We start from the raw sequence: 19,389 nt of genomic DNA, 5'->3' as shown, positions 1-19,389 counted from the left end.
GTATCTCGTTATCAAAAGACCCTAGGCTTAGATCCTAAGGTCAGTAGAATTAGTCAAAGCTCGGTACGTAATCTTTCGCTTTTGGCAGTGTTTCGATGATGTTTTGTGAATACATGAACTGCGCATAATCATCGTAGCGTTTCAGATCTACTGCGGATGGACGAAGAGCGAAACGAGTTAGCGTGTCGTTCCAAGCGCGTTGGTTAAGCTCGTTGTTGAGCGTGTCTGGTGAATAAGCCACGAACTCTTTCCACGACTCTTTTGGATGGTTAACGATGTAAGTGGTCGCTTGCTCTAGTGCTTTGTTGAATGCCTTGATGGCTTCTTTGTCGTAGTTTTTTGCATTGGCTACGAAGACTAACTCGTCATACGCTGGCACGCCGTGTTCTTCAGGGAAGAAGGCCTTAGCTTTATAACCTTCTAGTGCCAGTTGGTTGGTTTCGAAGTTACGTAGACCGCCCCAAATCGCATCCACCTTGCCAGACGCAAGAGACGAAGACAGCGCCCAACCTACGTTGATGATTTGTACGTCAGAAAACTTCACGTTTTCTTGCGCTAGCATGGTGCCGATTGTCGCTTCTTCGTTGCCTGCGATCGCAATACCGATCTTCTTGCCTTTCAAGTCGCCAAGGTTTTCATTCTTACCGTTGTCCAACACCATCAACGTGTTGAGTGGCGTAGCAATCAAAGTCGCAGAGCGGATTAGTGGCAAACCAGCCGCGACATCGATGGTCAGGCTTGGTTGGTAAGAGATCGCCATGTCGACTTTACCCGCCGCGACCAACTTAGGTGGTGTACTTGGATCTGCCGGCTCTTGAATGTTGACCTTCAAGCCTTGCTCTTTGAAGTAACCACGTTCTTTGGCAATCACGATAGGACCATGGTTTGGATTGACGAACCAATCCAACATCAGTGTCATCTCTTTTTCAGCGGCAAGCACGTTGGTTGATACCACTGAAGCGAGTAGAGCAGCAGCGCTCATAAGTTTGTTTTTATTCACGGGGTTCTTCCTTTTCTTTCCCAATTTTCTTTGGTTATTTTCTGTAATTATTTGCTTTCCCAAGGGATGGCTTTTTTCAATAATTTATCGGTGATGAAGTAGAGTGAGATAGACAGCACAGCGAGGATAAACAGCGCTGCAAACATCTCATCAATGATCATGCGAGCGTTGGCTTGGAGCATCAGATAACCCAAGCCTTCACTTGAACCTACCCACTCACCGACCACTGCTCCAATTGGCGCAATAACGACGGCAACACGAATACCTGAGGCTAAAGTTGGTAGTGCGGCTGGCAATTGAATATGACGAAGTAGCTGCCATTTAGACGCGCCCATGGTCTTGGCAAGGTCGAGGTAACCTGTTGGCGTATTGCGCAAGCCGTCATAGCAACATGTCGTGACGGGGAAAAAGATGATGATCGCCGCCATGACTACTTTCGATGCAATGCCGTAACCCAGCCAAAGCATGAGCACTGGCGCGATAGCGAATACAGGGATCGCTTGGCTAGCAATCAGAATAGGCAATAACCAACGCTTCAACGGCTCGAACATCAGCATTTGCAATGCGAACAGCAAACCCATCGATAATCCAAGCGCCAAGCCAAATAAGATCTCTTGCGCGGTAACCCAAGTATGTTTGAGCAGGACATCGTAACGAGTGACCAATCTATCCAGCACTTCAATTGGTGAAGGTAAGATGAAGCTTGGCATGTCGAATATCACCACGACCAACTGCCACAATCCCAAGATCACCGCTGTGCTGATAACTAAGCGCAGAGCCGGATGGGTCACGCGTTCTTTTTTACTAATACGTGCCGAAACGGAGTTGTACTGAGTCATATCACTCATAGTCTTTCTCCAATTGATCCAAAATCGCTTGTTGAAGCGCGGCGCACTCTCCATCGAGAACTCGGGGCGGCTTGGAGTCTGGAACGACCAAGTGCTGAGCTTGCGCAGGTGTGCCTTGCAACACATAGAGTTGGTGAGCTAATCGCACCGCTTCTTGTGGGTCGTGGGTAATCAGAACAACCGTCTTATCTTTCAGCAATTCGGCAGACAAGGTTTGCAACTTATGACGAGTAACCGCGTCCAGTGCAGAGAAAGGCTCATCCATCAGAACCAGAGGCTTGTCTTGCATCAGAGTGCGAGCAAGGGCAACACGTTGTCTCATGCCGCCAGAGAGCTGAGCTGGCTTAGCATCCGCGTAATCGGCGAGTCCCACTTGGCTTAGTAAAATCAGTGCACGTTGTCTATTTTTCTCTGGTGCTTGCTCTTGAGAAAATCGAGAACTGAGGCAGACGTTGTCTAACACATTCAACCACGGTAGCAATAAATCCTGCTGAGCCATGTAAGCGATACGGTCATGCAGTGCAGCGCCATCCGTTGTGATGAGTTCGCCATGCCAGTCAACTTGGTCATCCAGCAGGCCAGCTAAGTAACGCAATATTGTGGTTTTCCCGCAGCCACTTCGTCCGAGTAATACCGTCCATTTACCGACGGGAATGGTCATGTTCATTCCTGCTAAAGTCGGTGTTTGGCTATCTTTGTATCGCAGACTAGCATCGGAAAGCTGAATGCCAATCGCGTTAGCGAACATAAGTATGACCCGCAAAAAAGTGGTTCACAGGGCCATGGCCTTTACCTACATCCAATTCATCAGCGTGTGCGATAGCTTGGCTGATGTACTGCTTACCCAGGTGCACCGCTTTGTGTAGGTTGTTGCCTTGGCCAAGATAAGACGCGATAGCAGAAGACAGCGTGCAGCCTGTGCCATGAGTGTTTTTGGTTGGAAAGCGTTTAGCGCTGATTAACTCGGCACTGTCTTGCATGATAAGCAGATCGTTGCTGTTTTCATTTTCTTCAAGGTGACCGCCTTTGAGCAGAATAGCTTTGGCGCCAAGCGCACGAAGGTCGGTAATCATATCGTTCATTTCAGATTCTGATTGAGGCATTGGCTTACCCGTCAATGCTGCGCCTTCGGGTAGGTTAGGGGTAATGATGTCTGCGAGCGGAATCAATTCTTCTTTTAAAGTGCTGATTGCCGACTGTTCCAGTAATAGATCACCGCTAGTGGCCACCATTACAGGGTCAATCACGAGGTGTCTTGGCTGGTATTGCTTAATTTTGTCTGCAACGACTTTGATGATGTTGGAATCGGCCAGCATGCCCACTTTGACTGCAACGATGTTGAGGTCGGTAAATACTGCATCAAGTTGGCTCTCTACATGGTCGAGAGGAATGGGGAAAATCGCAGAAACGCCTTGGGTATTTTGCGAAGTAATCGCCGTGATTACCGAGCAAGCAAAACTGCCGGTTGCGGACATCGCTTTGATGTCGGCTTGAATACCTGCACCGCCACCACTGTCTGAGCCCGCGATGGTCAATACGATAGGGGTAGGCAAGGCTGGCGTGTGATGTGAATGAGGTTGTGATTGCTGCGTCATGGTCGCTCCTACTACAAGACGTATAGGAACTGACTTTGACCGTTGCAGATAGATCGATTTTTCGATCGCTATCGCTTACCTAAGAGGGGCGACGAAAGGCAAAGTGTGCATAGTTCCCTACGTCAGTGCTAACTGAATCAGGTTCAACGGGTCTCGAATTTCGATCTCAGCCAACACTTGTCGTGTGGCCCCCCGACTATTTCGTTCGGATGATAGCAGGACCATTGCGGAAGGGATACGTTTTTTGAGCGTAATTATAATGAGTATTCAATTATGCGAGGTGAGTGATAAAGTAAGCACCTAAATGGTTTGCTGGGTGGAATTTACTAGTGCAACGCTCTGGTGAATGAGCAGAACCTGGAATATTTAATAAATAATCGTGGTCTCGTTAAGCAAGGATTAGCACAAAACAAGGTTAAAAAACTGTTAAAATTTAACGTGTTGCCAATTTAACTTTGTTGAACTTTTTCACAGTTAATTAGGATGGCTAAGACGATCATCGAGCAAGGAGACTTCATGCTTAATTCTGTAACAGCGAAGTCAGTGATCGATCATGCGCTCTTTTTGGGGGCTGATTTCGCTGAACTATTCGTTGAACATCACCAAACCAACACTGTCCAGATCGCATCTGGTGAAGTGGATAAGGTTAACTCGGGTATCGATTTTGGTATCGGTATTCGTCTTTTTTTCGGTCATAAGGTGCTTTACGGTTACACCAACAGCACAGATGAAGCCGAACTAAAGCGCGTAACCTCGCTGCTTGCTGCAAAAGACAAGCGTGAGCAAATCGCGTCAGCGGGTTCTTTGAATTTGAACCGCTACCCAATCCAACATGGTTGCCGCATGCCACTAAGTAAGGATGCTAACCTAGATTCAAAAATCGCGTTTCTATTGAAAGTTGACCAAGCCGCACGTGCTGAGAGTGAGCATATCAGCCAGTTTATTGGCAGCGTGCTTCAGCGTGAACAACAAGTGTCTATCTTCAACTCAGAAGGTCTACACGTTGACGATACTCGTCATTACATCCGAGTTGCTGGTAATACCGTCGCTCAAAAAGGTAATGAGCAGTCTTCTGGTATGGAAGGTCCTGGCGCTCTTGCTGGTTGGGAATTCAGTGAACAGCTTGATGCCAAAGAGCTAGGTCAAACTATCGCGCAACAAGCGTTGGTAAAACTTGGCGCGGATGCTTGTCCATCGGGTGAAATGCCAGTGGTAATTGGTAACGGCTTTGGCGGCGTAATCTTCCACGAAGCGTGTGGTCACTTGCTAGAAACCACTTCAGTTGCGAAGAAAGCTTCAGTATTCCACGACAAGATGGGCGAAATGGTTGCTCACACCGCGGTGAACGCAGTCGATGATGGCACCATGACCAACGAATGGGGCTCGATTCACGTTGATGATGAAGGTATGAAGACTCAGCGCACTCAGTTGATCAAAGACGGTAAGCTAACCAGCTTTATGGTCGATAAAATGGGTGGCATGAAGACAGGTTACGAACCTACGGGGTCTGGTCGTCGTCAAAACTACAAGTTTGCACCAACCTCGCGTATGCGTAACACCTTTATCGAAGAAGGCGAGCATTCACTTGATGACATGCTGGCAGGCATCGAGCGTGGTATCTATGCGAAGAAGATGGGTGGTGGTTCGGTTCAACCGGGTACGGGTGAGTTTAACTTTGCTGTTCGTGAAGCTTACCTCATTGAAAATGGCAAAATCACCAAACCTCTGAAAACAGCAACGCTGATCAGCACGGGTCCAAAAGTGTTGAAAGAAATCAGCATGGTCGGCAGAGACATGGCGCTTGCGCCGGGCATGTGTGGTTCAGTAAGTGGTTCAGTACCAACAACAGTCGGTCAGCCAACGCTGAAAGTCGATAACATTCTGGTAGGAGGCGGTAACTAATGAGCCAAGAACAACAACTTCTCAATGCGGTTGATTACGTCCTATCAGAAGCAAAACGCCAAGGTGCAGAAGCGGACGTCATTGTAAACCGCAACAGTAGCTTTTCTTTGAAAGCGTACCAAGGAAAGCTGGATGAGTACAAAGTAAGCTCAAGCCAAGTTCTGGGTGTTCGTGTTGTGAAAGATGCGCGCGTTGCGACAAGCTACTCTGAGTCGTTAGAACAACCAAGCTTAGATTTGATGCTGACTAATGCACTGCAAAGCGCTCGTTTTTCCAAGCAAGATGAACATCAGACCATTAGTTGTGTGAACAGCCAAATCACGACTGACGTGGCTGAGATTGCTCAAGAAGACACAACTTCGGTTGATGAAAAAATTGAACTGTCTCTCGCACTTGAGCAAGGCGTAGTGGCTCTGCCTCACGCTTCTAGCGCACCTTACAATGGTTACAGCGATGGCGAAACACAACTGATCATTGCCAATACTCAAGGCACATTGTGTCAACACTTCGAGCGCTCGTTCACTTGTTACGCGTATACCTTGTTTGAAAAAGACGGCAAACAGTCAATGGCGGGTAGAATGTCACTTGGTCGCCGTTTTGATGAGTTGAATCCAGCTTACTGTATAGAAGGTGGCTACAACCTTGCTCGTGATCTTCTGGAAGGCGCTCCGGTTGCGACAGGTAACTACCCTGCTATTTTCCACATCAATGCGCTAGCAAGTTTATTCGGTGCTTTCGGCAGTGCTTTCTCTGGCGTAAGCGCGATGAAAGGCATTACGCCACTGGGTGACAAGCTTGGTCAACGTGTTGCGAGTGATTTAATTACCTTTACTGATACGGCTTACGTGCCAAATGGTATGGCAATCGCGAGTTTTGATAGTGAAGGCTTCGCTACTCAAGATAATGTCATGATTGCTAATGGTGAGTTGAAAACCTTGCTACACAACAGCCAGACCGCAAGTTACTTGGGCGCAGTCTCGACAGCAAGTGCCGCTCGCGGTGCAAAATCGAGCCTAGACGTATCAGCGAATCACAAAGTGATTGCGACGGGTAACAGCAGTGCGTCAGAAGTAAAAGCGGGTGAGTACCTAGAGTTAGTCGAACTTCAAGGTGTCCATTCTGGTGCGGATGCAGTGAGTGGTGATTTCTCATTTGGCGCGAGTGGTTTCTTGTGCCGTGATGGTAAGCGCATTCAACCAGTTCGTGGGATCACGGTAGCGGGTAACTTCTACAATATGCTGCAAGAAGTTGAGGCAGTAGGTGATACTCAGCTAATTAACGATAGCCGAACTTTCTTCTCGCCAGACGTTCGTTTTGCTCGTTTGAGCATTGGTGGTAAGTAAACTTAGCATTACTATAGAAACAAAAAGAGGACTCAATAGAGTCCTCTTTCATTATCTAGCAACGTGTGCGCGAATAACTAGAATTCGCGTATGTCCAACTCATTGTGGATCAATACTACACACTGAGAAGCGAAAAGCATCTTAGGACCTAAGCTGATCTTCTCTGTGCCAAGGCGCTTTAAGCTGTTAAAAGACTTTTTCGGCATCGGTATATGGTCAGTTAGCAAGAAACATGGATTTTCACCAATTTCTGCATCACGAACAAATTCGCCTTTCTTATCCAGCATATATAGTTGGTGATCTTCTGCCAGTTCTTGTACTAGGCGTTCAAAGCTCACTGTACGAACGGTAATACCAGGTTCGACTTCACGAAGTTGCTCTTTACCCATACCAACCGAAGCATCCAAAGCGCGAGCCACTGCTGCAATCAAGGTTGACTCATGGAAGCCGCCAATGTTGGTGATGTCGTTGGAGCGAATAGTAATGGTGCGTGAGAAATCTTTTGTGCTTTCTAAAACCAAGTGAACAACCACATCTTCACGGTGTGATTGAGCAACGAACATCGTGTTCATCATGGTATGAGCAAGAATCTCTGTATGCGCTTCATTACCAACACCTTCTAACAGTGCTTTGCTGGTGGTTGGCGCCGCGCGAGCTCGTAAAACAAAAGAGCGCATGAATTTAGCCTCTATATAGGAAGAGTGAATGCGCGGAAGTATATACCCAAGCAGGGAAGGGATGCGAGTTTAATAGCAAATGTGAACTTACTTACAAAGCTTCGATTGTGGAGCTGGGTGTGCTGGTTAGAATAGGAGGCAACCCTGTTAGGAGTGGTATATGGAAATCAAACAGATAAATAAAGACATTTATAAAAAGAAAGTAAACCTTGTGATTGGCGGTTTTGTTGCGTTGCTCGCCATCTCCTCTCTTGCCTTTAGTACCTTGTTGATTGTTTTGTTTGGCAACACTGAAGTCGTACCAGAACAATCAACGGGCAATTTCCATTGGAATTTGATTGGTGTCGTTCTCGCAGTTGCAACTTCCCTCTCTTTATTGAATCAAATTAAAACTCGACCATACATGGAAGAAGTGCTGTACGTTTGGAAACTCAAGCAGCTGCACAACAAGATCTTTCGTAAACTAAAAAGCATTAAAGCAGCCGCGAACAATGGCGATGTAAAAGCGCTGACGATCCTTAAGTTCTACTATACGACTCAAAGTCAGGTGTTTGAGCTAGACAACAACACACTGACGATGAGCAGTGTAAATAAAGAATTGGAGGCTCTCGAGCAAATCGAAGCGGCGCAATCAATGAGTCTCGATATCACAGGCTTTGAAGAGTCTTGGCTAGACACATATTGATTGCCTATTTGCTACTTGAAGTTAACAACTGAGTGCTAAAAATAAGCGTTTGAGTGAGATTTAATCATTCGACGCTTTTTTTTGATTTTTTTTCTGAAAAGGGGTTGCCAAGAAAAATCATCTCCCTATAATGCGCCTCCGTTGTCAGGGCAAAGCGGAAACGCAAAAGCGGTTGGCAAGAAGGCGAAAGAAAACTTCTAAAAATTAATTTAAAAAAGTGTTTGACACTGAAAATTAATTCCTTAGAATACGCCTCCGCTTCGATAGCAAAGCTTACGAAGCAAGCTCTTTAACAATATAGACCTATCAATCTGTGTGGGCACTCGTTGATGATAATCCAATTAGATATTTCTTTCTTAACGGAAAGCGGTATCAAATTAGGTTTCAATGAAACGAAGTGACCATTGAATCGAAAGATTCAGCACAGTCAATTCAAACATTACTTATGTAATGTTCAGTATTCATTGAGCCGACAAAATCTTAAATTGAAGAGTTTGATCATGGCTCAGATTGAACGCTGGCGGCAGGCCTAACACATGCAAGTCGAGCGGAAACGAGTTATCTGAACCTTCGGGGAACGATAACGGCGTCGAGCGGCGGACGGGTGAGTAATGCCTAGGAAATTGCCCTGATGTGGGGGATAACCATTGGAAACGATGGCTAATACCGCATGATGCCTACGGGCCAAAGAGGGGGACCTTCGGGCCTCTCGCGTCAGGATATGCCTAGGTGGGATTAGCTAGTTGGTGAGGTAATGGCTCACCAAGGCGACGATCCCTAGCTGGTCTGAGAGGATGATCAGCCACACTGGAACTGAGACACGGTCCAGACTCCTACGGGAGGCAGCAGTGGGGAATATTGCACAATGGGCGCAAGCCTGATGCAGCCATGCCGCGTGTGTGAAGAAGGCCTTCGGGTTGTAAAGCACTTTCAGTCGTGAGGAAGGTAGTGTAGTTAATAGCTGCATTATTTGACGTTAGCGACAGAAGAAGCACCGGCTAACTCCGTGCCAGCAGCCGCGGTAATACGGAGGGTGCGAGCGTTAATCGGAATTACTGGGCGTAAAGCGCATGCAGGTGGTTTGTTAAGTCAGATGTGAAAGCCCGGGGCTCAACCTCGGAATAGCATTTGAAACTGGCAGACTAGAGTACTGTAGAGGGGGGTAGAATTTCAGGTGTAGCGGTGAAATGCGTAGAGATCTGAAGGAATACCGGTGGCGAAGGCGGCCCCCTGGACAGATACTGACACTCAGATGCGAAAGCGTGGGGAGCAAACAGGATTAGATACCCTGGTAGTCCACGCCGTAAACGATGTCTACTTGGAGGTTGTGGCCTTGAGCCGTGGCTTTCGGAGCTAACGCGTTAAGTAGACCGCCTGGGGAGTACGGTCGCAAGATTAAAACTCAAATGAATTGACGGGGGCCCGCACAAGCGGTGGAGCATGTGGTTTAATTCGATGCAACGCGAAGAACCTTACCTACTCTTGACATCCAGAGAACTTTCCAGAGATGGATTGGTGCCTTCGGGAACTCTGAGACAGGTGCTGCATGGCTGTCGTCAGCTCGTGTTGTGAAATGTTGGGTTAAGTCCCGCAACGAGCGCAACCCTTATCCTTGTTTGCCAGCGAGTAATGTCGGGAACTCCAGGGAGACTGCCGGTGATAAACCGGAGGAAGGTGGGGACGACGTCAAGTCATCATGGCCCTTACGAGTAGGGCTACACACGTGCTACAATGGCGCATACAGAGGGCGGCCAACTTGCGAAAGTGAGCGAATCCCAAAAAGTGCGTCGTAGTCCGGATTGGAGTCTGCAACTCGACTCCATGAAGTCGGAATCGCTAGTAATCGTGGATCAGAATGCCACGGTGAATACGTTCCCGGGCCTTGTACACACCGCCCGTCACACCATGGGAGTGGGCTGCAAAAGAAGTAGGTAGTTTAACCTTCGGGGGGACGCTTACCACTTTGTGGTTCATGACTGGGGTGAAGTCGTAACAAGGTAGCGCTAGGGGAACCTGGCGCTGGATCACCTCCTTAAACGATGATTATTGCGATGAGTGTTCACACAGATTGATACGGTTTATGAAGTTTAAGAGATAGAACATCCCCCAAGATGTTCACTTAGTGTCCCGTTCGTCTAGAGGCCTAGGACACCGCCCTTTCACGGCGGTAACAGGGGTTCGACTCCCCTACGGGATACCATTGGGTCGTTAGCTCAGTTGGTAGAGCAGTTGACTTTTAATCAATTGGTCGCAGGTTCGAATCCTGCACGACCCACCATTTCCTTCCACGGAAATCAAAACAATGTGGGCGATTAGCTCAGTTGGGAGAGCACCTGCCTTACAAGCAGGGGGTCACTGGTTCGAGCCCGGTATCGCCCACCATTCTCTAAGTATTTTTGGAATAAAACGTCCAAACCAGAACAAGCAATTGATACTGGTTGGTCTTTTTGACTCTGAAAGTCTTTAGAAAATGTAACTTCCTTGTGAAGCAACATAGCTCTTTAACAATTTGGAAAGCTGACAAAACAACAATTTATTGTTGTTTGTAAAGTTCTCAATGTTTATCGAAAGATAAACACCAAAAAACACATTCAAGTGTTCTTGGCTTTTTGTTTTCATTTTTTTAAAAATGAAGGTAAAGAGATGAGTCCGGCAAAATCGAATGTCTCTCGCTCATTCAAATAATGAGAGACAACTTTGGTGATTTGAACATCAACTCGAAACTCCTTCGGGTTGTATGGTTAAGTGACTAAGCGTACACGGTGGATGCCTTGGCAGTCAGAGGCGATGAAGGACGTATTAACTTGCGATAAGCCCAGATTAGGTAGTAAAAACCATTTGAGTCTGGGATTTCCGAATGGGGAAACCCAATACCATAAGGTATTACTGTTGAGTGAATACATAGCTCAACAGGGCGAACCGGGGGAACTGAAACATCTAAGTACCCCGAGGAAAAGAAATCAACCGAGATTCCGAAAGTAGCGGCGAGCGAAATTGGACTAGCCCTTAAGCTTTACACGCGTTAGACGAACAGCCTGGAAAGGCCGACGATACAGGGTGATAGTCCCGTAGTTGACGACGTGTGTTCAGTGAAATCGAGTAGGGCGGGACACGTGATATCCTGTCTGAATATGGGGGGACCATCCTCCAAGGCTAAATACTACTGACTGACCGATAGTGAACCAGTACCGTGAGGGAAAGGCGAAAAGAACCCCTGTGAGGGGAGTGAAATAGAACCTGAAACCGTGTACGTACAAGCAGTAGGAGCAGGCTTGTCCTGTGACTGCGTACCTTTTGTATAATGGGTCAGCGACTTATATTCAGTGGCAAGGTTAACCATCTAGGGGAGCCGTAGGGAAACCGAGTCTTAACTGGGCGTTCAGTCTCTGGATATAGACCCGAAACCAGGTGATCTAGCCATGGGCAGGTTGAAGGTTGAGTAACATCAACTGGAGGACCGAACCGACTAATGTTGAAAAATTAGCGGATGACTTGTGGCTAGGGGTGAAAGGCCAATCAAACCTGGAGATAGCTGGTTCTCCCCGAAAGCTATTTAGGTAGCGCCTCGGACGAATACTACTGGGGGTAGAGCACTGTTAAGGCTAGGGGGTCATCCCGACTTACCAACCCTTTGCAAACTCCGAATACCAGTAAGTACTATCCGGGAGACACACGGCGGGTGCTAACGTCCGTCGTGGAGAGGGAAACAACCCAGACCGCCAGCTAAGGTCCCAAATTACTACTAAGTGGGAAACGATGTGGGAAGGCTCAGACAGCCAGGATGTTGGCTTAGAAGCAGCCATCATTTAAAGAAAGCGTAATAGCTCACTGGTCGAGTCGGCCTGCGCGGAAGATGTAACGGGGCTAAGTAGTAAACCGAAGCTGCGGCAATATACTTTTGTATATTGGGTAGGGGAGCGTTCTGTAAGCGGTTGAAGGTGTGTGGTAACGCATGCTGGACGTATCAGAAGTGCGAATGCTGACATGAGTAACGATAAAGGGGGTGAAAAACCTCCTCGCCGGAAGACCAAGGGTTCCTGTCCAACGTTAATCGGGGCAGGGTAAGTCGACCCCTAAGGCGAGGCCGAAAGGCGTAGTCGATGGGAAACGGGTTAATATTCCCGTACTTCTTACAATTGCGATGGGGGGACGGAGAAGGCTAGGTGGGCCTGGCGACGGTTGTCCAGGTTCAAGTGCGTAGGCTTAAGAGTTAGGTAAATCCGGCTCTTTCTAAGGCTGAGACACGACGTCGAGCACCTACGGGTGTGAAGTCATTGATGCCATGCTTCCAGGAAAAGCCTCTAAGCTTCAGATTGTAAGGAATCGTACCCCAAACCGACACAGGTGGTCGGGTAGAGAATACCAAGGCGCTTGAGAGAACTCGGGTGAAGGAACTAGGCAAAATGGTACCGTAACTTCGGGAGAAGGTACGCTCTCGACGGTGAAGTCCCTCGCGGATGGAGCTATTGAGAGTCGCAGATACCAGGTGGCTGCAACTGTTTATTAAAAACACAGCACTGTGCAAAATCGCAAGATGACGTATACGGTGTGACGCCTGCCCGGTGCCGGAAGGTTAATTGATGGGGTTAGACTTCGGTCGAAGCTCTTGATCGAAGCCCCGGTAAACGGCGGCCGTAACTATAACGGTCCTAAGGTAGCGAAATTCCTTGTCGGGTAAGTTCCGACCTGCACGAATGGCGTAATGATGGCCACGCTGTCTCCACCCGAGACTCAGTGAAATTGAAATCGCTGTGAAGATGCAGTGTACCCGCGGCTAGACGGAAAGACCCCGTGAACCTTTACTACAGCTTGGCACTGAACATTGACCCTACATGTGTAGGATAGGTGGGAGGCTTTGAAGCGCAGTCGCTAGATTGCGTGGAGCCGTCCTTGAAATACCACCCTTGTAGTGTTGATGTTCTAACGTCGACCCCTATCGGGGTTGCGGACAGTGCCTGGTGGGTAGTTTGACTGGGGCGGTCTCCTCCCAAAGCGTAACGGAGGAGCACGAAGGTGGGCTAATCACGGTTGGACATCGTGAGGTTAGTGCAATGGCATAAGCCCGCTTGACTGCGAGAATGACAATTCGAGCAGGTGCGAAAGCAGGTCATAGTGATCCGGTGGTTCTGAATGGAAGGGCCATCGCTCAACGGATAAAAGGTACTCCGGGGATAACAGGCTGATACCGCCCAAGAGTTCATATCGACGGCGGTGTTTGGCACCTCGATGTCGGCTCATCACATCCTGGGGCTGAAGTCGGTCCCAAGGGTATGGCTGTTCGCCATTTAAAGTGGTACGCGAGCTGGGTTTAGAACGTCGTGAGACAGTTCGGTCCCTATCTGCCGTGGGCGTTGGAGAATTGAAAGGGGCTGCTCCTAGTACGAGAGGACCGGAGTGGACGAACCTCTGGTGTTCGGGTTGTGTCGCCAGACGCATTGCCCGGTAGCTAAGTTCGGGATCGATAACCGCTGAAAGCATCTAAGCGGGAAGCGAGCCTTGAGATGAGTTCTCCCTGATACTTTAAGTATCCTAAAGGGTTGTCGTAGACTACGACGTTGATAGGCAGGGTGTGTAAGCGTTGTGAGGCGTTGAGCTAACCTGTACTAATTGCCCGTGAGGCTTAACCATACAACACCCAAGGGGTTTTGATGGACTCAATGAAAGAACATTGAATGTGTAAGAACGAGAATTAAAAAAACAGCTTTCCGAATTAAAGAATTTGCTTGGCGACCATAGCGTTTTGGACCCACCTGATTTCCATGCCGAACTCAGAAGTGAAACGAAATAGCGTCGATGGTAGTGTGGGGCTTCCCCATGTGAGAGTAGAAACATCGCCAGGCTTTAAACATCGCTTTCAAGTTCTCTTTAATTGAGATAACTGAAGGCAAAACTAAAAATTAGCATCAATAGTATAAGACTAAGTTTTAGTGACAATTTGTGGAGAGATGGCTGAGTGGTTGAAAGCACCGGTCTTGAAAACCGGCATACGTTAATAGCGTATCTAGGGTTCAAATCCCTATCTCTCCGCCACTTTTAAAAAAAAACCGCTGTTCTTACAGCGGTTTTTTTGTATCTGCTGTTTTTTAACCGCTGTTATCGAAACTTCTAATTGATTTTTCTCTAGCTCTTTCTCCAAGTTTTTGCGTACCTACTTTGGGTTTAGTTTACGCAGTAATACCTTCAATCGAAGACATTTCCATACGTCTCATTTGGGCTTCAAATAGAGCTTTCTTAAGTCTCAACGTGGGATGCTTAAACGCATTTTGATAGAGTTCCAGTCTAAATACTGCGGATGCACTTGGAGAAAAAATGAAGCTACTTTACTGGTTAGATGAATGGCAAGCTCTTACTCAACAAGAACAAGAGATGGCTTTACCTATCTCTGGCTACGATTTACTTGATGATGTGTTTGTGAAGTATGAACTCGTCGATCTTAACAAGCCATTGTTGTTTACATTTTCTCCTTCCGGTACTGATGTGCAGGTACAAGATTTAACTCCGGATTTTTCTCCTTGGGGCTACGAGCTCGGAATACAACAACAATTAAACATTATTGCCTTTCAACATTTAGGACAAAGTAATTGGTTCCGTAGTCGGAATTTGATTTTCTTTCTGGAGCAGCTATCTGAGTTGCTTCATCCCTTCAAATGTCGTTTGGGTTATGGGCAAAGTCGAGGTGGCTTTGCAATTGGCGCGTTCGCTAACTTGCTGAAACTAGAACATCTTTTGTTGTTTTATCCTGTTAGCACTAAAAATAAAGCGTTAGTGCCTTGGGATGATCGGCCGAGTACTGAGCTTGCTCAGCAGTTTGCTTGGGAAAGCGGCTACCATGATCGAGATTTGGGCAATGCCAAAGGTTATATTATTTATGACCCATCCAATCGCATTGATCGTCTTCATGCTGAACGTTATCCAGAGCTTACCCATTTAAAAGTCGTCGGTATGGGACACGGCACTCAATCCACACAATTAGATAAATTAGAATTTTTTAATCTGGTGGCGCAGGAGTTTGTTCGCCATCAAACCTTAGATATTGACCAATTTAATAAGCAAATTCACGCTTTGTTTTAAAAGAGGACTGATATCAGAGTCCCCTGTAACCAGGGGGAGATGATCACACACTAAAAACTAGATTTTTAACACAATTGCTAGGCGCAATTTAGATGGAGGATTAATGAAGTTACTGTACTGGTTGGATGAATGGCTGGCTCTTTCTCGTGAAGAACAGCAAACCAGGCTACCGATGTCCGGGGAGGACTTACTTGATGATGTATTTGTTAAGTATGAGTTTGTCGACCGCAATAAACCGTTGTTGTTCACCTTTTCCCCTGCTGGTACGAATCTACAAGTACAGGACTTACACTCAGACTTTGCGCCTTGGGGTTATCGCTTAGCCCAGAAACAAAAAGTAAATATTATTTCATTTCAGCATCTTGGGAAAAGTAACTGGTTTCGCAGCCGTAATTTGATTTTCTTTCTAGAGCAACTGTCGACTTTACTTGAGCCCTTTGAATGTCGTTTAGGCTATGGACTTAGCCGCGGTGGTTTTGCTATTGGTGCCTTTTCTAATCTATTAAAGTTGGATCAAGTATTGATGTTTCACCCGGTCAGCACAAAAAACAAAGTTTTGGTGCCATGGGATGATAGGCCAAGTACTGAACTTGCCCAACAATTTGATTGGGAAGGAAAGTATCACGACCTCGACCTTGGCGATGCAAAAGGCTATATCATTTATGATCCAACTAATGAAATCGACCGCCTTCACGCCAAACGCTACCCAGAGCTCACTCACTTAAGAGTCTTCGGGATGGGACATGGTACCCACGCGACGTATTTGAATAAATTCGGTTTTTATAAGCAAGTGGCCGTAGACTTTATACGTTATCAGAAGATAGATATAGCGCAGTTTCGTCATCAGACCAAAACGCTGCGCTTAAAAGAAGATTACTATCAGTGCCTTAACAAGGCGAATGCGAGCTCACAGCATCGTTTAAACTTACTGAGCACCGCTCATAATGTACTAATTGAAGAAAAGAAAGAACATGTGAAGGAGCATCAAGCGCAAATCGATATTCAGCCACTTGTTGATATTGCACTTAAGCATGAGTATGACAACCCGCAAGATGCGGTACAGCTTTTGGAAGTCGCTCAGCAGTTGGTTCCGAATGATCCCGTTGTGGAGCACAAGTTGCAGCAACTGTCGTAACGTTGAGATGTAATGCGGACGATATTGGTCGAAATAGGTCAGTGGCTTTTGTCGCTGGCCTTTTTAATAGCTTATGGATTGATATTTCGATGAAATCTAATGAAGCAGTACAAAATAAAAAGCCCAAGCAAATGCTTAGGCTCCATAAATGTTAATGCGAGTTTTAAAACTCTTTTGGCGCAAAGCCTGTCATCACATCAAGGCGAAGTTCTTTACCAACTTTTGTTAATGGGTGAACGATTACTAAGCCGCGTACGCGTTTTTTTAGTTTGCCTATGTCCGCTTGTTCTGCTTTGGTGATTTCACGAGAGAAAGGCATATCAAGTAAGCTTTTACGTTCTTTGTTCAGCTCATAGTTTTGCTTGTGCTTTAACTGGTTAAGCTTTTTGGTCAGCTGTTCTACTTCATCCGTGAACTTTGTAATCATTTCGTGATCACCACGAGAACGTGCCGCATCAAGTTTACGTTGGCATGTATCTAAACGGTTGTGCAGCTTTTGAATATCAGTTTTTATGCTCATGGTAATTTGGCTCAAATTTTAAATAGTCGAGGAGTATAGCATAGCTGAGATCACACGCTCTACTATACTTCTCGATTGTCTGGCTTTAGTTAATCAGTTCATTGCCCGATACGTTACCAGAGAAAAAGGCTTCGACGTTATCAAGCGTCACAGAGGCAATATTATTAAGTGCTTCGTGAGTCAAGAATGCTTGGTGGCCAGTAAACAGCACGTTATGACAAGCCGATAAACGGCGGAAAACATCATCTACAATGACATCGTTAGATTTATCTTGGAAGAATAAGTCTTTTTCATTGTCATACACGTCTAGGCCAAGCGCACCAATCTTACCTTGTTTCAACGCTTCTATCGCCGCTAGTGAATCTAGCAACTCGCCTCGACTGGTGTTAATGATCATTACACCATCTTTCATTTGCGCGAAGGCTTTTTCGTTCAATAAGTGATAGTTTTCTTCACTCATTGGACAATGGAGAGAGATAACATCCGCATTAGCGTAGATTTCTTCAAGCGAACAGTAACGGGCTCCCATTTCTAGCGCTAATGGGTTTTCGTAGGGGTCGTAGCAAAGCAGCTCCATGCCAAGCCCTTTGAAGATACGCATCGTCGCGATACCAATCTTACCCGTACCAATAACACCAACAGTTTTTCCGTAAAAGTTAAAGCCAACAAGACCCTCTAGCGAGAAGTTGGCGTCACGTGTGCGTTGGTAGGCCTTGTGAAGACGGCGGTTTAGGCACATCATTAAACCAACCGTGTGCTCTGCCACTGCTTCTGGTGAGTAAGCAGGAACTCGAACCACTTGTAAACCTAGTTCTTTGGCTGCTTGTTGATCAACTTTATCAAATCCCGCGCAGCGCATAGCAATAAGTTTGGTCCCGCCCAGAGAAAGCTGTTTAAGGACAGGAGCTGAAAGATCATCATTAACGAACGCACATACAACATCACTGCCGTGCGCCATCTTGGCTGTTTTTTCGGTTAGTCGGAAGTCGTGATAGTGAAATTCAAAATCGCGGTTATTTTTAATTTTATTAAAAGAGGCTTCGTCGTAGGATTTTGCACTAAAAAAAGCAATGTTAATCATGGTTCCCTCTCAAAAAGTACGGACTTTATAAATAAATATGCTTATAAAGTAATGCAACTTAGCCGCAATGAATAGAGAAATCTTCTTTTTGACTTTGTTGTATCAAATAACGATAAGAAGTACGCCTTTCAGCGAGTGCTATCTTACGGTTCCGCATTAGATACTGTTTGCTTTACGAGCATTAACTGACTAGCATTATCGCTCTTTTCTTGTTCACTTTATTAGCTTAGGCGTTACGACAATGTCAGTAAAATGGTTCTCTATGTTCTTGTGTTGTGTGTTTGCTTCGGGCACTCACGCAGCTGTTGACCTCGTTAAAGTCGACAAGTCTAAGCGTCGAATGTATTTGATGGAACAAGGAGCAGTGCTAAAAGAATACCGAATTGCTTTAGGAGCGAACCCGCAAGGACATAAACAAGAAGAGGGAGACAATCGCACGCCGGAGGGCGAGTACACTCTAGATTATGTTATAGAGGACTCTGCTTTTTATCGTTCTGTGCATATCAGTTACCCTGATGCGATTGATACGTTGGAAGCGAGGCGCCGAGGTGTCTCCCCTGGAGGGAACATCAAAATTCATGGCTTAAAAAACGGTGAGAGTCAGTTGCCGATTTACATCCAAAGTTTTGATTGGACTAATGGGTGTATTGCGATTACCAACGAGGAAATGGACGAATTTATCCAGCTCGTCGAGATGGGGACACCAATTCAGATTGAGTGGTAATAAAAGGTCCCCTTTAATGTTCTGGCTCTTATAGGCTATGGCATAAAGCGCTGTGGATGATCACTAAAAATACCGTCTAACTGAGGCAGGTATTTCAGCTTATTTGGATTGTTCACCGTATAGCACATCACTTTGTAACCGGCTTGTTGGAGTTTGTTTATCTGGCGAGTACGAACCCAGTTAATGTTTAGGTTGCAGCTATAGGCACTAACTTCTTCCAAAAGGCGTTTATCTTTTCTCGTAAAGAATTCACTTAACACACCCAATCGGTAGCCACTGCAGTATTTGTGCATCGCTCTAATGACGTCATGACTAAAGCTCGATAGGAGTACATTCTCTTGCGGCATTGGACTTTTTGCTAACGCATTGGCGAGAGTCTGCGCCACTTCTTCCGCTGGATGGTTGTCTACTTTAACTTCGATATTCAAGTTAAGCTTATTCTCAGTAGCTAAAGTGAGCAGTTCATCTAGTGTCACGATCTTCTCGCCTGAAAAGTCTGTGCTAAACCAACTACCGAAATCTAATGCTTTTAACTCTTCCAGGGTGAGCTCATCAACACGGCCTTGTCCATTGCTGCATCGATTGACGGTATGATCATGGCAAACCACTAAAACATTATCTTTGGTAGGCTGTATATCCACTTCCACCCACTTCAACCCCAGGTCAATGGCTGCCTGAATGCTTATTTTTGTATTCTCAGGGTATGAACCTGCCACGCCACGGTGACCAATTAATAACGTTTCCATTCGCTTTATCTTTTGCTTTGCGGTTGCCAGATTGTACTCGTTTTTTCTATGAAGATATATCT

At 46.3% G+C, this 19,389-nt stretch carries 14 protein-coding genes, 4 tRNA genes, 3 rRNA genes and 1 riboswitch; of the genes, 13 read left to right on the top strand and 8 right to left on the bottom strand.

Translation table 11 applies throughout. From position 1 onward, the window contains the following. Positions 1–49 precede the first annotated feature (49 nt). The 4 genes from J4N43_RS23325 to thiD are packed head-to-tail and all read right to left on the bottom strand — an operon-like array spanning position 50 to position 3,443. Complete coding sequence (locus tag J4N43_RS23325) at positions 50–1,000, bottom strand: ABC transporter substrate-binding protein (protein ID WP_005374293.1); 951 nt, start codon at positions 998–1,000, stop codon at positions 50–52. Between the two features lie 47 nt (positions 1,001–1,047). Continuing rightward, a complete protein-coding gene (locus J4N43_RS23320) occupies positions 1,048–1,848 on the bottom strand; it encodes an ABC transporter permease (protein WP_158159446.1) in 801 nt (266 codons plus the stop codon). Continuing rightward, positions 1,841–2,596, bottom strand: a complete 756-nt coding sequence (locus tag J4N43_RS23315) for an ABC transporter ATP-binding protein (RefSeq protein ID WP_064354467.1) — start codon at positions 2,594–2,596, stop codon at positions 1,841–1,843. Before J4N43_RS23315 ends, J4N43_RS23320 begins: the two co-directional genes overlap by 8 nt. After that, the gene (thiD, locus tag J4N43_RS23310; protein WP_158159447.1) at positions 2,586–3,443 is read right to left on the bottom strand and encodes a bifunctional hydroxymethylpyrimidine kinase/phosphomethylpyrimidine kinase; all 858 of its coding nucleotides are present in this window, start codon (positions 3,441–3,443) and stop codon (positions 2,586–2,588) included. The genes J4N43_RS23315 and thiD overlap by 11 nt, the downstream gene beginning before the upstream one ends. A 97-nt stretch (positions 3,444–3,540) precedes the next feature. Further along, a riboswitch (TPP riboswitch) is annotated at positions 3,541–3,648 on the bottom strand. A gap of 311 nt (positions 3,649–3,959) precedes the next feature. Between thiD and J4N43_RS23305 the strand changes: the two genes are divergently transcribed. Continuing rightward, entirely contained in the window at positions 3,960–5,345 is a 1,386-nt protein-coding gene (locus J4N43_RS23305; protein WP_025768780.1) for a TldD/PmbA family protein, read from the top strand. After that, positions 5,345–6,688, top strand: a complete 1,344-nt coding sequence (locus J4N43_RS23300) for a TldD/PmbA family protein (RefSeq protein WP_053350095.1) — start codon at positions 5,345–5,347, stop codon at positions 6,686–6,688. Before J4N43_RS23305 ends, J4N43_RS23300 begins: the two co-directional genes overlap by 1 nt. 77 nt (positions 6,689–6,765) lie before the next feature. On the opposite strand, the gene trmY is transcribed toward J4N43_RS23300, so the two are convergent. Then, the gene (gene trmY / locus J4N43_RS23295; RefSeq protein WP_017634347.1) at positions 6,766–7,365 is read right to left on the bottom strand and encodes a tRNA (pseudouridine(54)-N(1))-methyltransferase TrmY; all 600 of its coding nucleotides are present in this window, start codon (positions 7,363–7,365) and stop codon (positions 6,766–6,768) included. Between the two features lie 160 nt (positions 7,366–7,525). On the opposite strand from trmY, the gene J4N43_RS23290 reads away from it, so the two are divergent. The 10 genes from J4N43_RS23290 (at position 7,526) to J4N43_RS23245 (ending at position 16,256) form a co-directional block, all read left to right on the top strand. Next, positions 7,526–8,050: a DUF3087 domain-containing protein gene (locus J4N43_RS23290; RefSeq protein ID WP_017820996.1), complete on the top strand. Its 525-nt coding sequence runs from the start codon at positions 7,526–7,528 to the stop codon at positions 8,048–8,050. 482 nt (positions 8,051–8,532) lie between these two features. Continuing rightward, positions 8,533–10,085 (top strand): 16S ribosomal RNA (locus J4N43_RS23285). A gap of 89 nt (positions 10,086–10,174) precedes the next feature. Beyond that, positions 10,175–10,250, top strand: a tRNA-Glu gene (locus J4N43_RS23280). A 2-nt stretch (positions 10,251–10,252) separates the two neighbouring features. After that, positions 10,253–10,328 (top strand) — tRNA-Lys (locus tag J4N43_RS23275). A 28-nt stretch (positions 10,329–10,356) separates the two neighbouring features. Further along, positions 10,357–10,432 (top strand) — tRNA-Val (locus tag J4N43_RS23270). 357 nt (positions 10,433–10,789) lie between these two features. Next, positions 10,790–13,678, top strand: a 23S ribosomal RNA gene (locus J4N43_RS23265). A gap of 94 nt (positions 13,679–13,772) precedes the next feature. Further along, positions 13,773–13,890: ribosomal RNA gene (gene rrf / locus J4N43_RS23260) — 5S ribosomal RNA — on the top strand. Together the 16S, 23S and 5S rRNA genes with 4 tRNA genes alongside form the textbook arrangement of a ribosomal RNA operon. Before the next feature lie 99 nt (positions 13,891–13,989). After that, positions 13,990–14,080 (top strand) — tRNA-Ser (locus tag J4N43_RS23255). A 279-nt stretch (positions 14,081–14,359) separates the two neighbouring features. Further along, positions 14,360–15,121: a hypothetical protein gene (locus tag J4N43_RS23250; RefSeq protein ID WP_053350829.1), complete on the top strand. Its 762-nt coding sequence runs from the start codon at positions 14,360–14,362 to the stop codon at positions 15,119–15,121. A gap of 103 nt (positions 15,122–15,224) precedes the next feature. Beyond that, positions 15,225–16,256, top strand: coding sequence for a hypothetical protein (locus tag J4N43_RS23245; protein WP_005374275.1), 1,032 nt, complete (start codon positions 15,225–15,227; stop codon positions 16,254–16,256). Between the two features lie 163 nt (positions 16,257–16,419). Here the strand turns inward: J4N43_RS23245 and J4N43_RS23240 are convergent, their stop codons facing one another. Together J4N43_RS23240 and J4N43_RS23235 are read right to left on the bottom strand one after the other, a co-directional pair. Further along, the gene (locus J4N43_RS23240) at positions 16,420–16,776 is read right to left on the bottom strand and encodes a YibL family ribosome-associated protein (protein WP_005374274.1); all 357 of its coding nucleotides are present in this window, start codon (positions 16,774–16,776) and stop codon (positions 16,420–16,422) included. 85 nt (positions 16,777–16,861) lie between these two features. Further along, positions 16,862–17,857: a 2-hydroxyacid dehydrogenase gene (locus J4N43_RS23235; protein ID WP_053350830.1), complete on the bottom strand. Its 996-nt coding sequence runs from the start codon at positions 17,855–17,857 to the stop codon at positions 16,862–16,864. A 241-nt stretch (positions 17,858–18,098) separates the two neighbouring features. Here J4N43_RS23235 and J4N43_RS23230 point away from each other — a divergent pair, with 241 nt between their 5' ends. Beyond that, positions 18,099–18,581, top strand: coding sequence for a L,D-transpeptidase family protein (locus tag J4N43_RS23230; RefSeq protein ID WP_054574480.1), 483 nt, complete (start codon positions 18,099–18,101; stop codon positions 18,579–18,581). Positions 18,582–18,616: 35 nt separating this feature from the next. On the opposite strand, the gene J4N43_RS23225 is transcribed toward J4N43_RS23230, so the two are convergent. Next, positions 18,617–19,327 carry a glycerophosphodiester phosphodiesterase family protein gene (locus J4N43_RS23225; protein WP_005386019.1) on the bottom strand — a complete coding sequence of 237 codons (711 nt, stop codon included), beginning with the start codon at positions 19,325–19,327 and terminating at the stop codon, positions 18,617–18,619. Positions 19,328–19,389: the final 62 nt, after the last annotated feature.

This window comes from Vibrio sp. SCSIO 43009 (genome assembly GCF_023716525.1).
GTDB classification, from domain to species: Bacteria; Pseudomonadota; Gammaproteobacteria; order Enterobacterales; family Vibrionaceae; genus Vibrio; species Vibrio alginolyticus.
The sequence above is the reverse complement of the archived record's forward strand: the minus strand, read 5'-3'. Positions and strand labels throughout refer to the sequence as shown.

Excerpts from the sequence above, each read along its gene's own strand:
- J4N43_RS23320 (WP_158159446.1), bottom strand. The coding sequence starts at position 1,848 with ATGAGTGATATGACTCAGTACAACTCCGTTTCGGCACGTATTAGTAAA.
- J4N43_RS23315 (WP_064354467.1), bottom strand. The coding sequence starts at position 2,596 with ATGTTCGCTAACGCGATTGGCATTCAGCTTTCCGATGCTAGTCTGCGA.
- thiD (WP_158159447.1), bottom strand. The coding sequence starts at position 3,443 with ATGACGCAGCAATCACAACCTCATTCACATCACACGCCAGCCTTGCCT.
- J4N43_RS23305 (WP_025768780.1), top strand. The coding sequence starts at position 3,960 with ATGCTTAATTCTGTAACAGCGAAGTCAGTGATCGATCATGCGCTCTTT.
- J4N43_RS23300 (WP_053350095.1), top strand. The coding sequence starts at position 5,345 with ATGAGCCAAGAACAACAACTTCTCAATGCGGTTGATTACGTCCTATCA.
- trmY (WP_017634347.1), bottom strand. The coding sequence starts at position 7,365 with ATGCGCTCTTTTGTTTTACGAGCTCGCGCGGCGCCAACCACCAGCAAA.
- J4N43_RS23290 (WP_017820996.1), top strand. The coding sequence starts at position 7,526 with ATGGAAATCAAACAGATAAATAAAGACATTTATAAAAAGAAAGTAAAC.
- J4N43_RS23250 (WP_053350829.1), top strand. The coding sequence starts at position 14,360 with ATGAAGCTACTTTACTGGTTAGATGAATGGCAAGCTCTTACTCAACAA.
- J4N43_RS23245 (WP_005374275.1), top strand. The coding sequence starts at position 15,225 with ATGAAGTTACTGTACTGGTTGGATGAATGGCTGGCTCTTTCTCGTGAA.
- J4N43_RS23240 (WP_005374274.1), bottom strand. The coding sequence starts at position 16,776 with ATGAGCATAAAAACTGATATTCAAAAGCTGCACAACCGTTTAGATACA.
- J4N43_RS23235 (WP_053350830.1), bottom strand. The coding sequence starts at position 17,857 with ATGATTAACATTGCTTTTTTTAGTGCAAAATCCTACGACGAAGCCTCT.
- J4N43_RS23230 (WP_054574480.1), top strand. The coding sequence starts at position 18,099 with ATGTCAGTAAAATGGTTCTCTATGTTCTTGTGTTGTGTGTTTGCTTCG.
- J4N43_RS23225 (WP_005386019.1), bottom strand. The coding sequence starts at position 19,327 with ATGGAAACGTTATTAATTGGTCACCGTGGCGTGGCAGGTTCATACCCT.